General features: G+C 55.2%; 14 protein-coding genes and 1 pseudogene. 2 read left to right on the top strand and 13 right to left on the bottom strand.

Features of this window, described 5'->3' with window-relative positions:
• Nucleotides 1-24 precede the first annotated feature (24 nt).
• Nucleotides 25-903 (top strand): LysR family transcriptional regulator, encoded by an 879-nt coding sequence (locus tag ACR0NZ_RS16575; RefSeq protein ID WP_209504392.1) that lies wholly within the window; start codon nt 25-27, stop codon nt 901-903.
• 164 nt (nt 904-1,067) lie between these two features.
• On the opposite strand, the gene ACR0NZ_RS16570 is transcribed toward ACR0NZ_RS16575, so the two are convergent.
• From ACR0NZ_RS16570 to ACR0NZ_RS16525, 10 genes are all read right to left on the bottom strand, one after another.
• A complete protein-coding gene (locus ACR0NZ_RS16570) occupies nt 1,068-2,222 on the bottom strand; it encodes a Gfo/Idh/MocA family protein (protein ID WP_209504393.1) in 1,155 nt (384 codons plus the stop codon).
• The gene (locus tag ACR0NZ_RS16565) at nt 2,222-3,277 is read right to left on the bottom strand and encodes a sugar phosphate isomerase/epimerase family protein (protein ID WP_209504394.1); all 1,056 of its coding nucleotides are present in this window, start codon (nt 3,275-3,277) and stop codon (nt 2,222-2,224) included. Before ACR0NZ_RS16565 ends, ACR0NZ_RS16570 begins: the two co-directional genes overlap by 1 nt.
• 27 nt (nt 3,278-3,304) lie before the next feature.
• Nucleotides 3,305-4,363: a LacI family DNA-binding transcriptional regulator gene (locus ACR0NZ_RS16560; protein WP_209504395.1), complete on the bottom strand. Its 1,059-nt coding sequence runs from the start codon at nt 4,361-4,363 to the stop codon at nt 3,305-3,307.
• Between the two features lie 7 nt (nt 4,364-4,370).
• A complete protein-coding gene (locus ACR0NZ_RS16555) occupies nt 4,371-5,993 on the bottom strand; it encodes a dihydroxyacetone kinase subunit DhaK (RefSeq protein WP_209504396.1) in 1,623 nt (540 codons plus the stop codon).
• 11 nt (nt 5,994-6,004) lie between these two features.
• A complete protein-coding gene (locus ACR0NZ_RS16550; protein WP_209504397.1) occupies nt 6,005-6,997 on the bottom strand; it encodes an ABC transporter ATP-binding protein in 993 nt (330 codons plus the stop codon).
• The gene (locus tag ACR0NZ_RS16545; protein ID WP_209597607.1) at nt 6,990-8,087 is read right to left on the bottom strand and encodes an ABC transporter ATP-binding protein; all 1,098 of its coding nucleotides are present in this window, start codon (nt 8,085-8,087) and stop codon (nt 6,990-6,992) included. The genes ACR0NZ_RS16550 and ACR0NZ_RS16545 overlap by 8 nt, the downstream gene beginning before the upstream one ends.
• 2 nt (nt 8,088-8,089) lie before the next feature.
• Nucleotides 8,090-8,278, bottom strand: a complete 189-nt coding sequence (locus ACR0NZ_RS16540; protein ID WP_209504399.1) for a hypothetical protein — start codon at nt 8,276-8,278, stop codon at nt 8,090-8,092.
• Nucleotides 8,275-9,213 (bottom strand): carbohydrate ABC transporter permease, encoded by a 939-nt coding sequence (locus ACR0NZ_RS16535; protein WP_010442361.1) that lies wholly within the window; start codon nt 9,211-9,213, stop codon nt 8,275-8,277. Before ACR0NZ_RS16535 ends, ACR0NZ_RS16540 begins: the two co-directional genes overlap by 4 nt.
• Nucleotides 9,210-10,157 carry a carbohydrate ABC transporter permease gene (locus ACR0NZ_RS16530; RefSeq protein WP_170332156.1) on the bottom strand — a complete coding sequence of 316 codons (948 nt, stop codon included), beginning with the start codon at nt 10,155-10,157 and terminating at the stop codon, nt 9,210-9,212. The genes ACR0NZ_RS16535 and ACR0NZ_RS16530 overlap by 4 nt, the downstream gene beginning before the upstream one ends.
• A gap of 79 nt (nt 10,158-10,236) precedes the next feature.
• Nucleotides 10,237-11,556: an ABC transporter substrate-binding protein gene (locus ACR0NZ_RS16525; protein WP_209504400.1), complete on the bottom strand. Its 1,320-nt coding sequence runs from the start codon at nt 11,554-11,556 to the stop codon at nt 10,237-10,239.
• A 219-nt stretch (nt 11,557-11,775) separates the two neighbouring features.
• Between ACR0NZ_RS16525 and ACR0NZ_RS16520 the strand changes: the two are divergent.
• Nucleotides 11,776-12,711: pseudogene (locus tag ACR0NZ_RS16520) on the top strand (IS5 family transposase).
• A gap of 129 nt (nt 12,712-12,840) precedes the next feature.
• Here ACR0NZ_RS16520 and urtE read toward each other — a convergent pair.
• Genes urtE through urtC form a run of 3 tightly spaced genes read right to left on the bottom strand, consistent with a single transcriptional unit; the run spans nt 12,841 to nt 15,506 of the window.
• Complete coding sequence (gene urtE, locus ACR0NZ_RS16515; RefSeq protein WP_209504401.1) at nt 12,841-13,536, bottom strand: urea ABC transporter ATP-binding subunit UrtE; 696 nt, start codon at nt 13,534-13,536, stop codon at nt 12,841-12,843.
• Between the two features lie 3 nt (nt 13,537-13,539).
• Nucleotides 13,540-14,280, bottom strand: coding sequence for an urea ABC transporter ATP-binding protein UrtD (gene urtD, locus ACR0NZ_RS16510; protein ID WP_209504402.1), 741 nt, complete (start codon nt 14,278-14,280; stop codon nt 13,540-13,542).
• Entirely contained in the window at nt 14,277-15,506 is a 1,230-nt protein-coding gene (urtC, locus tag ACR0NZ_RS16505; RefSeq protein WP_480520400.1) for an urea ABC transporter permease subunit UrtC, read from the bottom strand. The genes urtD and urtC overlap by 4 nt, the downstream gene beginning before the upstream one ends.
• Nucleotides 15,507-15,509: the final 3 nt, after the last annotated feature.

The following is a 15,509-nucleotide window of genomic DNA, read 5'->3' as shown; positions in this document are numbered from 1 at the left end:
CCATCAGTGACGAGGTGCCCCAATATGGAGATGTCTCAGATTAGATATGTCTTATCTGCCGCAAAGCATCTGAATTTCACCAAAGCTGCCGCAGAATGCAATGTAAGCCAACCAGCGCTTACCAAGGGCGTCAAGTCATTAGAGACCGAACTTGGCGCACAGGTTTTTCATCGGGAAGGCCGGAAAATTTTGGTCAGCGACTTTGGAAAGTCAATGCTGCCGCATCTACAGCACATCGTTGACGAAGCAGAAGCTACACAAGCGCTGGCTCAGAATTTTCGTTTGCTTGAAAAGGTGCCGTTGCGCTTAGGTGTCCTTTCAACAATTGGGCACGTTCGCCTTGCACGGTTTCTGGCTCAATTCGAGAAAAACCACAGCGGCTTGGAGTTGTCAGTCAATGAAGCAAGCGCGTCGGATCTCAAGAAAAAACTTTCTGATGGTGATATCGATGTCGCTTTGATGACGCTGACTGAAGAACTGGAAGAAGAGTTTAGGGCTAGACCACTTTACGTCGAAAGATATGTGGTTGTTTTTCCGCCGGAGCACCGCCTTGGACAACTAAACTCAATTTCGCTCCAAGATTTATCTCGAGAAAACTATGTAGATCGTTTGGCTTGCGAGTTGCGCGAGATGGTAATGTCCGTTTGTCAGTCAAAAGGAGTGGAACTTTACGCTCGCTTCCGTTCTGAGCGCGAAGATTGGGTACAAGCAATGGTTGCTGCAGGCATTGGTTTTGCTTTCATGCCTGAGTATTCGGTTACTCTGCCGGGCTTGTTGCAGCGCCCGCTTGTGGAGCCAGAAGTTTCAAGAACTATCGCGGCCTTTACAGTCCCTGGCCGAAAATACTCGCCGGCTCTCGATGCGCTGATGAGGTTTTCGCAGACTTTTGCATGGCCGGGATAAAAAACTTCGGTTTTGGGCCTGCTCTGAAACCCGATTTTCCTGCCGTTTGTAGTTAGAGTTTTTCGCTCGTATTTTCCTTTGGTCGTTCCAAGAGTTTGCGACACTTTCATTAAACGGCAAGTTAACGTGACAACCCCCGTCTGCCCTATGCCCACAACCAGATTCTAAGCTAAGTCGATCCAAGCCGCATTCCTTGAAGAGCTTTGCACGCACGCGGCCACAAATTTAACGCCATTGAGCCCGTCATAGACTGTTGGATAAACAACCGAAGCGTCAGGTGAAATACCATTTCGGAAAGCTTGGATCGCTTCAGCAGCCTCTCCATAGATATTCGCGAACCCCTCAAGATATCCCTCGGGATGTCCCGGAGGAACTCTACTCAACCGGTTGGCTGCATCAGCAGCACTAGCTCCATTTCGTGTGATTAGACGCTTTGGTTCGTTGTATGGCGTGAACCACAGGTAATTGGGATCTTCCTGAGCCCACTCCAACCCGCCTTTTTCGCCATAGACGCGCAAACGAAGTGCGTTTTCGTTGCCGGGAGCCACCTGAGAAGACCACAGCATACCGCGCGCTCCGCCTTTGAAGCGAAGTAAGACGTGGGCGTTGTCATCGACTTTGCGCCCCAGCACAAAGGCCTGCAAGTCTGCCGCAAGGCTTTCCGCTTTTAGCCCGGTCACGAAGCAGGCAAGGTTGTATGCATGAGTTCCGATGTCACCGGTTGATCCACCCGCGCCCGAGCGTTCGGGATCGGTTCGCCATTCCGCCTGTTTGAAATCCTGCTGCTCGGTCAGCCAATCCTGTGGGTATTCAACCTGAACCACGCGGATCTTGCCAATGTCGCCGTTGGCAACCATTTCACGCGCCTGCCGAACCATTGGATAGCCTGTGTAATTGTGGGTCAAAATGAATAGGGCATTCGCACTTTCTGTTGCTTTGACCAGCTTTTTCGCATCGGCAAGGGTCGAGGTGAGTGGCTTGTCACAAATTACATGAATACCGCGTTTCAGGAACTCACGTGCGGCTGCATAATGAACGTGATTTGGCGTGACAATTGAGACTGCCTCGATCCCAGATTTCAGTCGGGCTTCCCTAATCGCCATTTGTTTGAAGTCTTCATAGACCCGTTCGAGCCCCAATGCCTGACCACTTTCAAGAGATTTCTCTGGCGTCGAAGACAAAGCACCGGCAACCAGCTCGAACTTGTCGTCCAATCGCGCGGCGATGCGATGAACACCCCCTATGAAGGCGTCGTTTCCGCCGCCAACCATGCCAAGCCGAATGCGTCCTGAGGTTTCTTCACTGCGTCCTGTGACCATCACTCAATCCCCAGCATTTTACGATTGGCGGCTTCGTCAGCGCCACCGTCGGCGAAATCATCAAAGGCTTTCTCGGTCACACGGATGATGTGATCTGACACAAATTGAGCACCTTCACGCGCTCCATCCTCGGGGTGTTTGAGGCAGCATTCCCATTCGACCACAGCCCAGCCATCAAAGTCATTCGCGGCCATTTTTGAGAAAACTGCACCGAAATCCACCTGACCATCGCCCAGTGAGCGGAACCGCCCGGCCCGATCTACCCAGCTTTGATACCCGGAATAAACACCTTGCCGCCCGGTCGGGTTGAACTCGGCATCTTTGACATGGAACATCCGAATTCGATCTTTGTAGATGTCGATGTTGTCCAGATAGTCGAGGCATTGCAGCACGTAATGCGACGGGTCGTATAGCATGCAGGCCCGTGGGTGATTGCCTGTCCGCTCGAGAAACATCTCGTAGGTCACACCATCGTGGAGGTCCTCTCCGGGGTGAATTTCGTAGCAGACATCGACACCGCATTCATCGGCGTGATTCAGGATGGGCACCCAACGGCGCGCAAGCTCATCAAATGCCGTTTCAATCAAACCGGCAGGGCGCTGCGGCCAAGGATAGACATATGGCCATGCCAACGCGCCTGAGAATGTCGCATGTGCCGAAATGCCTAAATTTTTCGAAGCGGATAGCGCTTTGTTGACCTGGTCTACGGCCCATTCTTGACGGGCTTTAGGGTTTCCTCTGACGCTTTCCGCTGCAAAGCCATCAAACGCACTGTCATAGGCTGGGTGAACGGCAACAAGCTGACCCTGAAGATGCGTTGAAAGCTCGGTGACTTCGACGCCATTTTCTTGGGCCTTGCCTTTGAACTCATCGCAGTAACCGACGCTGGATGCGGCCTGTTCGAGGTCGAACAACCGGCCATCCCAACTGGGAACCTGAACGCCATTGTATCCACAGTCAGCCGCCCATTTAGTGATCGCGCCCCACGAATTGAACGGCGCTTCGTCCCCGGCAAATTGTGCAAGAAACAAAGCTGGACCTTTGATTGTCTTCATTGAATTTCCTCCCCAAAACCTGAGTCTCTATGGCGGTAAATTTTCCTTCAGATAGATGTCGATACGGATACGTTCCTGGGCTTTGTTGAATGGCACTTTGTCTGAAGTTGCACGCAGCAGACGGACGGCTGAACGAACAATGTGCCCAGTGTCTTGCGAGATAAGAGCGTCAAATGTACCGAGCGTAAGCGCCTCACGACTAAGCGGAGTAAGCTCATGAGCTATGATCACCAGATCTTTGCTGAGCTTGTTTTCTGAAAGAAATTGAATCAGTCCTGCATTGCCTGCTGCGGAGGAATAAATTCCAACCAGATCCGGGTAGGTTTCAAAGATCTCGGGCATCATCTTGTAAATCAGATCCGGGTCATCCCGGCCCTCGACAGACGCTACGACTTCGAGGTGTGGAAATTCCTCAGCTACAACTAGATCAAAGCCTTGACGGCGCTCTAGGTGGTCACGTGCCAAACGGGATCCTGTAAGTACCAAAACCTTGCCGTCACGATGCACAAATCGTCCCATCAGCTGAGCTGCGGTTCGCCCTGCCGAAACGTTATCAATTCCTACAAAGTGGTCTCGCTCAGAACTCGGCAAGTCAGACACCAACGCAACCACCGGAACGCCTTTGTCCCTGAGCCTTTTTACAGCATCACGAACAGAAGGCGTTTCGGGCCCAAAAACGGCAACGCCATCAACATCCGAACTGGCGACAGCATCCAAAATATTGACGATATCTTGCGGCTCAAACGGAGCTACCTTTTTTATCGCAATGCGAGTTCGCTCGATAAATTGGTCACGTGACTGTTCTGCGATCTGACTGCTGATTGCCTCCACAAACTCGTTGTCCGTGTCCGGCAGAACAAAGAGGAAGTTGTAAACTCGGTTTCGCGCAAGGTTGGCCGCAGCGGTGTCGCGCACATACCCCAGCTCGTCAATTGCCTTTTGTACTTTCTGTACGGTAACGGCCCGCACACCGGGGCGTCTGTTCAAGACCCGGTCAACAGTCGCCAGACTGACACCGGCGACGCGCGCGAGGTCGTTGACGGTTGGCTTTTTCACCAATTCTAGTTTTTGTTTTTGGTCTTCCACGTGTTCTTCAGCCCTCAATCTCCCGCGCCAAGCCTTCAAACAACAAAGCAACAGCCTCGGCACCGGGATCGTTATGTCCAACTAGGTTTTCTTCGGGAACATAGGCCGCGCGGCCTGCCTTCGCACGACGAATATTCGCGGTGTTGTTCGCGCCTTCGCGGGCAGCCTCGGCCGCATCGGTCAGTCCAGACGGGAGGGCGGCAAGTGCAGGTGCCAGAGCGTCAATCATTGTCCGGTCACCGACCTTGGCACCCCCAACCTGGCTCACGCGATTCAGGCCTTCGACCAGAGACTTCGATACCGAAGCCCCGCTTGCACAGGCATCTCCGGCTGCATTGAAGAAGATTGCGAGTATCACACCGGACGACCCGCCCATTGTCTGGCTTAACTCATTGCCCAACGCCGGAAACAGTTGCGTCAGATCAGCAAGAGGCATGCGGTCAAGGCTACCTTGCAATGCTCTTGCGGCGGTGGCCAGTGTGCTTCCTGTATCGCCATCTCCGGACTTCGCGTCCAGCTCGTTCAGAGACTTCTCTGCGTTGATGAGCAGCTCAGATAAGCGGGTGATCGTTTCCCTCGTGGTGGGATTGTTCGAAGGGATTGGATCGATTGGTGTCAGGCCATCAGGCAACGGGGCTACTTTGATCGGGTCGATGGAATTGACGCCGGGCCATGCGGCCAGATCAACAGGTGCTTCAAGAGCTGACAATTCGTCCTGATCCACAGGCAGAATGGATACCGAAAACCCGTGCATATCCAGCGACGTCATCATCGGTGCCGGGCCAATGATATGGTGGGCAATACCAGTTTCGGACAACGCATGCGTGAGGACAGCCATTTCCAGAGGAGTTGTAGAGCCCAGGTTGTTGACCAACGCTACACAATGCCCGGCACCCACCCTTTGCTTCAGCTTCTCCACCACCGTGGACATGGCCGATACAGCATTTGAAAATTCGACTTGTTGTACACCGGGCTCGCCGTGGATGCCCAAGCCGAGTTCCGCTTTGCCAGGGGCAATCCGGTCTTCTTTTGGAGAGCCCGGAACAGTGCAGGTGTCCAAGCTCATTCCGATGCTGACAACCTTTGCTATGGTACTTCTTGCTGCTTTGGTAACGGTGTCCAGATCGGCACCCCCTTCAGCAAGCGCTCCGGCAATTTTGTGCACCAATAACGTACCTGCCACGCCACGTGGTTGCGGAAGGTCGGGCAAGGCGATGTCATCATCAACTACGACCATCTCTACTTTGCGGCCCAATGCACGGGCGCGTTCAGCCGCCAGTCCAAAATTCAATCGATCACCGGTGTAATTTTTGACGATAAGCAGGCACCCGGCCTCACCCGTGACCGCAAGAATGCCCGCCAGAACTGCCTCGACCGAGGGTGAGGCGAAAACTTCGCCGCAGACCGCGGCTGTCAACATACCGGCGCCAACGAAACCTGCATGGGCGGGCTCGTGACCAGACCCTCCGCCAGAAACCAAGGCGACTTTCGACTTGTCCCAATCCGACCGGTAGACAACCTTGATATGCGGGTATCCGTCCAGCCGTGTAAGCTGCCCGCCTGAGGAAGCCAAAAGGCCATCTATCGCCTCGGTTACCAGGGTTTCTTTTGTGTTGAGGAACTGGGCCATGCTTTTGCTCCTTAATTCACACGCGCGCCAGACGCGTCAAAATACAACGGGTTATGGGGGCGAATTTTTATAATTTTTCCAGAGGGGTAATCCTGATGAACATCAATCAGGGTGACAACCGGGTGGCCATTCAGGTCCAGGTGCAGCCGTGTTTGGTCGCCCAGATGTTCGGCACGTATGACACGCGCTTCACTGCCCTCGCCTTCAATGATGTTTTCCGGGCGAAGACCAATCTGTGGTCCTTTGTGATCGCCTCCGAACAACTCGGACGGCAGGATGTTGATTCGCGGCAGACCCAACCTGCTGGCAACGTAAACACTGCCCGGGTTTTCGTAGATATCCCGGGGTGTCCCGTATTGAACCAACCGGCCGTTCTCTAAAACGCCGATATGCGTAGCCATTGTCATGGCTTCGACCTGATCGTGGGTCACGTAAAGCAAGGTTGATCCCAGATCGGCCTGAATCCTTTTCAGTTCGACCCGCAAATCCGCCCGAAGCTTGGCGTCCAAAGAGCTGAGCGGCTCGTCCATCAGGAAAATCTGGGGATCGCGCACCAGTGCCCGTCCAATTGAAACGCGCTGCATTTCGCCGCCAGACAGTTCAGTGGCTTTGTTGTCCAGCTTGTGCGGGATCTGCAGGATCTCCGAGACTTCGTTGACCTTCCTGGCGATCTCATCCTCTGGCGTCTTCAGGATCGGTGACCTCAGAGGGAAGGACAGGTTCTCACGCACCGTCATATGGGGGTACAGCGAGTATTGCTGGAAGACCATCGCCACATCACGCTGGGCAGGTGTATCTATCCCAACGTCACGCCCGGCAATGCGCACCGTTCCGGAATCCAGTTTCTCAAGCCCGGATATCAATCTCAGCGTCGTTGTTTTTCCCGCGCCCGTCGGACCCAACAAAACCACAAAGGCACCGTTGGGGATCGTCATTGAGATATCATCCACCGCTTTGATTTCGCCGAATGACTTCGAAATGTTTTCCAGAACGACTTCAGCCATTGCTTAGTACCTCGTCGTTCAGAGCGGACCTCAACGCGCGTCCGGTAGAATTTTCGAAAAGGGTCACTGCGGATGAGCGGAACTTCAAGCCAACCGTCTCGCCGGGGTTAACGGTTTCGCGCGCATCAATGCGGGCTTTCAGCTCTCCGTTCGGGCTTTGCAGCGTCACGATCTGGGTGGTTCCAAGATATTCTGCGGCCAGGACCTTGGCTCGGTAGGCGCTGGCATCCGACAGAAAAACATGCTCAGGGCGAACACCGAAAACCAAGTCACCTTCCGCCCCTTCCAACAGTGTGGGTACGGCTTCGTCGTGACCATTCAGTCGCACCGTTTCCGAGCCAGGCGCGACCTTTCCCTGAAACGGCAGGAAGTTCATCGAAGGAGACCCGATAAAATCTGCAACGAACATCGTAGCTGGTTTGTCGTAGATTTCCTGAGGTGTGCCGAATTGCTCGATCACAGCGTTGTTCATCACCACGATCTTGTCCCCCATTTGCATGGCTTCCAGCTGATCATGTGTGACGTAAACAGTGGTCGCCCCCATGCGATCATGAAGCGCGCGCAGTTCTTCGGCCATGTGCTCACGAAATTCGGCATCCAGGGCACCAAGAGGTTCGTCCATCATGAACGCCTTGGGTTCGCGAACAATCGCGCGTCCAAGCGCCACGCGCTGCCTATCGCCGCCTGACAACCCACCTACCGGGCTATCGAGGATGTCCTTGATCCCCAGAATTCCCGCGACTTCTTCTACTTTGGCTTTGACAGCAGCACGCGGCATGCCCTGCGATATCAGGGGGTAGCTGATATTTTTTCGCACGTTCATGTGCGGATACAGCGCAAACATCTGGAACACGAAGGCAATGTCTCGCTCCGATGGGGGGCGCTGGCTGATCTCCTCGCCGTCCAGGTAGATTTCACCCGACGTCGGAAGTTCCAAGCCTGCGATCATCCGCAGCGTCGTCGTCTTTCCGCAGCCGGATGGCCCTAGCAACATGAAGAACTCACCGTCCTCAATCGTGAACGAGCTTTCGCGGACAGCCGTGAAATCGCCGAACATCTTCTTTACGTTTTTAACTACGATCTGGGCCATTTCTACTCCGGGAAATGGCTGACGATGATGAACATGACGGTTCCGATCAGCGTGACGATGAAAGAATATGTGAAGGCCCAAAGGACAAAGGGCTGCATAAGCATGAAGACACCCAGAGCGATGAGGATGGTCGCGATCATCTCCCATGGGCCCCGGCGAAAACGCATCAATCCGGTAAGAAACTCGCTCATTTGCGCACGGCTCCGAATGTGATCCCACGCAGCAGGTGTTTGCGCATCAGGATGGTGAAAATCATGACAGGGATCAGGAAGATCGTGGCACCTGCCGCCACTGCAGGCCAGTCCAGGCCGCCAATACCGATAATGGTTGGGATGAACGGTGGTGCAGTCTGCGCGTTCGCGGATGTCAGCAGCACGGCAAACGCGTACTCATTCCAGGCGAAGATCAGGCAAAAGATAGCTGTTGAGGCTATGCCGGTCGCGGCTTGCGGCAGCACCACTTTGTAAAACGCCTGAAACCTCGTGTAGCCATCTATGAGCGCGGCTTCTTCGTACTCTCTTGGGATTTCGTCGATGAAGCCTTTTAGCAACCAGACCGCCAAGGAAATATTCACGCCCGTATACAGCAGGATCATCCCCAGATGCGTGTCGCTTAATCCAAGGTTTCTGAACATCAGGAAGATTGGGATGGCGACAGCGACCGGTGGCATCATCCTTGTACTCAGGATAAAGAACAAAAGGTCGTCCTTGAGCGGGACCTTGAACCTGCTGAACGCATAGGCGGCCAGCGTACCAAGGAAGATACTCAAGAACGTCGAGCCAAATCCGATGATAACCGAATTCATAAAGCGCTCGCCAAACTTTGATGGCCCGACAATCACCATGTCGTATTGGCGGACGATCTCATCGGCCCAGTTCTGCGGCGGGTTCGCTTCCAAAAACTCCTGCGTCTGCCGCGTGCGCGTGGTGAAGAGATTTACATACCCTTCAAGCGTTGGGTCAAAGACCACTTTGGGTGGGTAGCTGATCGCATCGGCTGGAGACTTGAAACCTGTCAGTAAAATCCAAACCAGCGGGATCATTGTGATCAGCGCATAAGTGATGACCAGAAAACCGGCGATCCACTTGGAACGGTTCGAAGGTTCGGTTACGGAAAAACTGCTCATCTCTGTTTCACCTTGTTCAAGGCTTTGACGTAGATCGACGCAAGGCCGAACACGGTGACGAAAAGGATGATCGCATAGGCCGAGGCGTAACCCGTACGCCACTTCTCAAACGCCTCCCGCTTGAGATTGATTGAGGTGAGTTCCGTTACAGAACCGGGCCCTCCGCCGGTTAGCTGAACCACCAGGTCGAACATCTTGAAGTTCTCGATCCCTCGAAACAGCACGGCAAGCATCAGGAACGGCAGGACCATCGGGATGGTGATCGTAAAGAACTGCCGCAGCTTGCTGGCCCTGTCGATCTCAGCCGCCTCGTAGATGTAATCGGGAATGCTGCGCAGCCCGGCCAGACAGATTAGCATCACGAAGGGGGTCCACATCCAGGTGTCGACAATAACGATCGCCCAAGGGGCCAAAGTAACGGATCCCAGCATTTCAAAGCTCGATGGATCTTTGCCTGTGAACCATGACACGATGTAGTTAAACAGCCCGATTTGAGGTTGATACAGGAACTTCCAGAAGTTCCCGACGACTGCAGGAGACAGCATCATCGGCAGCACGATGATCGTGGTCCAAAGATCGTTGCCCTTGAATTTCTTGTTGATCAACCAGGCCAAAGTAAACCCGATCAAGACCTGGAAAAAGATCGTCCAGAACAGGAAGTGCGCCGTCGCCTGCATATTTAGCCAGGTGTCCGAGTCTGTCAGAATACGCTCGTAATTCCTGAGCCCGACATCTTTGACTTCGCGCCCGATCCGGTTGGCCTTGTAGTTGGTAAAGCTCAGTTGGATGGTCCAGATCAACGGAAAGATGTTGATCGCCAGCAATAGAAAAATCGTCGGGGAGATGAATATCCAGGCGATCGCGCGGTCGGATAACCCTCGGATTTTTCGCGCAACTCGCTCGGGCGTTGCCTGGGCAACGCGATCTACGGTCCGGTCAGACATCTCTTTGCCAGTTCTTGTTGGTTTAGGACTCACGGGTGAAGGTGGAGCGGGATTGCGCCCGCTCCTGCCTGTGTCCGGACTACAGCTTGCCTTCGTCTTCGAAGACTTCAGTCCAATCTTCGATCAAAAGATTAAGAGCTTCTTGAGCTGTACCTTGATCAGCAACGACGTAGTCGTGGATGCGTTTCTGCATGGCCAGCAGGAGTTCTGCATAGGCAGGCTCTTGCCAGAAATCCTGAACCCCAGCCATTGCTTCCAGGAAGTCACCGGCAAACGGTTGGCTGTCCACGAAACCAGGATCTTCCAGCACTGAGTTATGCGCCGAGTAGCCGCCTAGCTCCCACCACTTGGCCTGCACTTCAGGCTGTGCGAACCACTTGATGTACTCAAGTGCAGCGTCCTGTTTGTCAGAGTAGCTGACAACAGAGATACCTTGTCCGCCCAGCGTCGAACCTGCCTGATTTTGCGGTGGGTTCACAAAGAAGTCGATCTTGTCACCGCCGGTATTGGGGTCAGCATAGAGACCTGGGAAGAACGCAAACCAGTTCATGGCCATGGCGACCTGACCGGACTTGAAGGCGTCCAAGCTCTCACCCATGTAAGAGTTGGTATATCCCGGAGGCGTCGCCGTTTCGTAGAATTCCTTATAGAATTCCAGCGCCTCTACCGCTTCGGGTGAGTTTACGGCGCCTTCCATGTCATATGAGCCCGGGGTGTTTTCGTATTTAAAGCCCCAAGGATACAGTGCTCCGGTCACACCCATGGTGATCCCTTCCGAGCCGCGCTCGGTAAAGATAGCTGCGCCGTAGACTGTCTTGCCGTCGATCTCACGACCCTGAAAGAACTGGGCGATCTGTAATAGTTCTTTCTGAGATTCAGGCTCACGTAAATCCTGACCAGTTGCTTCTTTGTATGCGGCTTGGATTTCAGGATTTTCGAACCAGTCCTTGCGATAGAACCAGCCATTCGCATCGCCCATCGCAGGCAGGGCATAGTAATTGGGTGTGCCCTTGGGCCAAGTTGAATAGGCGTAGACAGTGGCCGGCGCGAAATCGTCCATGCTGATGCCTTCAGCATCGAAGAAGTCGTTCAGTTTGACATAGTGGCCATTTTCAGCGCCACCGCCGATCCATTGGCTGTCACCAATAAGCAGATCGCAGAGCTTACCACCGGAATTCAGCTCATTCAGCATCCGGTCCGCAAAATTTGGCCAGGGAACAAATTCGAAGTTCATCGTGTGGCCGGATTCTGCTTCGAATTCTTTTGATAGTTCGACAAGCGCGTTGGCCGGGTCCCATGCAGCCCAACATAGCGTCAGATCTTCAGCATTTGCCTTGGTAGAAAGAGTAGTAGCGGCAAGGACTATTGCGCTGGCCGAGGCCAGTTTTGTGTAAGTCATCCATTCCTCCCTTTTTGCGCCGTCAATCGAGGATGTGCGAATCGCGGCATACTTCCAAGGCTATTTGAGGTACGCACCTCATGTCCAGATTTTTTTGAGGTTCGTACCTCAAACTGTCAGAAGAGGCCGTCAGATATTCTTTTAGCTGTTGATTGGCTTTGTTGCGCAAAGGTTGGGTGAGGGATTCATCTTGTGAATCCAGCGTGGTAGCTGGACTGCATGAGCAGACCTATCCCGCCGAGCTACAAGACCAAGAACTGGCCAGCCTACAATGAAGCCCTCAAGCAACGTGGCTCCCTGGCGATCTGATTTGATCCGGACATGGTTTGGGTACCACCGCCGACCGGTAAGCAAGGCCGGCAGCCGCAGTATAGCGGCGCTGCGATTCAGACATGCCTGACGACGATGAAGGTCCTCTTCGGCATGGCCCTCAGGCAGACCACGGACTTCGTGGAGAGCCTGCTGCGCCTGGTCGGCCTCGACTGGTCGGTGCCGGATTTCAGCACGCTGAGCAGGCGCCAGATGACCCTGGCGGTTTCCATACCCTATCGCGGCTAGCAAGGTTCCCTGAACCTTCTGATCGACAGCGCCGGCTTCAAGGCGGAGGGCCAAGGCGAATGGCATGCCCGCAAGCATGGCCGCGCGAAACGCCGTCTCTGGCGCAAGATCCACATCGGCGTTGACGAACAGACGCTGGAGATCCGCGCCATCGAAATCACCGGTAACAACATCGGTGATGCGCCCATGCTGCCTGAACTACTCAGCCAGATCCCGGTCGATGTCGAGATCGCCTCGGTCACCGCAGACGGGGCGTATGACACGCGCAAATGCCACGATGCCATCGCAAACCGGGGTGCCCACGCCGTTATCCCGCCGCGCAAGAACGCAAAACCGCGAAAGCCATCGACAGCAGGCGCTATCGCCCGTAACGAGGCGCTGTGCGCCTCGAAATACCTTGGCCGTGCCATCCGGCGAAATTGAAGCGGATACCACCGCCGCAGTCGCGCCGAAACGAAGATGCACTGCGTGAAGCTGTTGGGGCAGAGCCTCATGGCGCGCGACTTCGAGCGTCCAGTCGCCGAACTCCCAATCCGTGCAGCCGTCCTGAACAGCTACACCGCGCTCGGCATACCGGTCACAGAGCCCACAGGATAAGTACGTCCGGGGAAAAGGGAAGTCCGGGCTTCAGGCTCTTCGCGCAACAAAGCCTAGCTGGAGTGCTAAATTGCGCCCCTTAAACCCTGAAGCTTCTCGCCGCTCAATAGGCTGGTTCCTTTATGAATGTCAAACCGTTACGCCTTGCAGAACCTGTTCCCGCGATAGCTCGTCCCGCGTGCCTTGCATCAGGACCGCGCCGCGCCGCAGGACGATGAACTTGTCGGCAAGATCATAGGCGAAATCGAAATACTGCTCGACCAGAATGATGGCCATCTCTCCTTTGGTTCGGAGGTGACGAATTACTTCGCCGATCTGCTGGATGATGTTGGGCTGAATGCCTTCGGTTGGTTCGTCCAGCAGCAAAAGTTGAGGCTTGGCGATCAGCGCCCGGGCGATGGCAAGTTGCTGTTGCTGGCCACCCGACAGATCACCCCCGCGCCGGTTCTGCATTTTCTTCAGCACCGGGAACATATCGAAGATCTCGTCCGGAACGAAATGTTCGCTTGCTGACAGGCAGGCAAAACCGGTTTCCAGATTTTCGCGCACAGTCAGCAACGGGAAAATCTCGCGCCCCTGCGGCACATAGGCCACGCCTTTCCACGCCATGCGATGGGCTGGCAGAGGCGGCAGGGCCTCGTCATTCAGCATCAGATCGCCGCCCGAGCGCGGATGCGTGCCCGAGATCGCCTTGATCAGGCTGGTCTTGCCCACACCATTGGTGCCCATCACGCAAGTCACCTCTCCTCGCGCGGCCTCCAACGAGATACAGTTGAGGATTTGCGAGTGCCCGTAATGCAGGGTCAGATCGGTCAGTTTCAGCATTGTTTAGCGCCCCAGATAAACGTCGATGACATCCTGATTTGATGTGACATGATCCAGCGAACCTTCGGCCAGAACCGAGCCTTCATGCAGAACCGTGACCCGACAATTCAGGCGGCGGACGAACTCCATGTCATGTTCCACAACCACGACGGCGCGGGTCTTGGCGGCCTGTACCAGCAGGTCGGTTGTGTGTTCGCGTTCTTGCGAGGTCATCCCGGCGGCGGGTTCGTCCACTAGCAACAGACGTGGTTCCTGCGCCAGTAGCATCCCGATTTCCAACCATTGCTTTTGTCCGTGGCTTAGTTCGCCGGATTTGCGGAGCAGTTCGCCATACAGGCCAATCTCAGCGGCCAGTTCCTCGACCTTCTCCAGATGATCCGTCGAAGGGCGATAGAACAGCACACCCAGCCAGCCCCGTTTATTCTTCAACGCCATCAGCAGGTTTTCCTGCACGGTCTGGTCCTCGAACACGGTGGGTTTCTGGAACTTACGCCCGATGCCGGCTTGCGCGATCTTGGCCTCGCTCATTCGCAGCAGGGAAACGGATTTCTCACCCCAGGTTACCCGGCCCTCGTCAGGCCGGGTCTTGCCGGTGACAATATCCATGAAGGTCGTTTTACCTGCCCCGTTCGGCCCGATAACCGCGCGAAGCTCGGCCTTGCCAATCTGGAAGGACAGGTTGTTGATGGCGCGGAACCCGTCGAAGGTGACTGAAACGCCGCTGACCTCCAGCAGAGTGCTCATTCCAAGGCCTCCATTTCGCGCAATGCGCTTTCATCGGGTCCAAGCGGGGCACCGTAGCGTTGCGGCGCGCGGTGGTTGGTCCAGAGGTCGAATAGCCCTCCAATACCCTTTGGTGCGAACAGGGTTACCAGCACGAATGAGACGCCCAGCAGCACCTGCCACCAGTCGACCCATTTGATCGTGTAGAACCCAAGTGGGATGTCCGGCGCTTGTCCACCTGTGAACCATGTGCTGAGCAGGCTGACAAACGCCGCGCCGATGACCGCTCCATACAGGCGACCACGCCCGCCGATGGCGACCCAGACGGCAAGATATATCGAGGCAATGGGGGCCATCTCCTCGGGGTTGATGATCCCCGCCTGCGGATAATACAGCGCGCCCGCGATGGCGGCGATGCAGGCGGTCAATGTGAAGACAGCCAGCTTGTAATTCTCGACCGAATAGCCAAGGAACCGCACTCGCGCCTCATTATCGCGGATGCCGCGGATAACCGAGCCGAACTTGCCCGCCACGATCCATGCCGCCAGCATGTAGCCCAGCCCCAGGGCCAGCGCTGAGGCCCAGAGGAACCAGATTGACACCAAGTCCTGCGAGGCCGTGACGCCCGGCAGGTTCTGCAGGCCCGACAGGCCGTTGTTGCCACGCATACCGCTGTCGTTCTGGAACAGGTACAGCGCCAGTGCCAATGTCATGGCTTGGGTCAGGATCGACAGGTAGACACCCGTGACCCGGCTGCGGAACGCCAGCCAACCAAAGATCAGTGCCAGAAGGCCCGGCACCAGCACGACCAGCCCCAGTTGCAGGAACAGGCTGTCCGAAAAGGCCCAGATCAGCGGGAATTCGGACGATCCGACGACGCCGAAGATTTGCGTGCCGATGGCATCCACGACCTCGGCCGATGTTGGCGGAATGTCGGCTTGGGAGAGCGACTCCACCACGATCAGGCGGGTACGTTCATACATCAGCCACATGCCGATCATGTAGCCGCCCAGCCCGAAGAACGCGAAATGGCCGAGGGACAGGATGCCCGTAAATCCCCAGACCAAATCCATGGCCACAGCGATCAGGCAAAGGCACAGGGTCTTGCCCAGCGTTTTGACAAAGCTGGTCGAGATCACGCCAATCCCGAACCCTTCGGACAGGACGGTGACGCCCAACGTGAACAGGGAGAGGATGGCCAGAAAGACCAGTACCGATGGGTTTTTGGCGACAAAGCTGCGTTCCATGGC

This window comes from Ruegeria sp. AE3 (assembly GCF_056542225.1).
The sequence above is the reverse complement of the archived record's forward strand: the minus strand, read 5'-3'. Positions and strand labels throughout refer to the sequence as shown.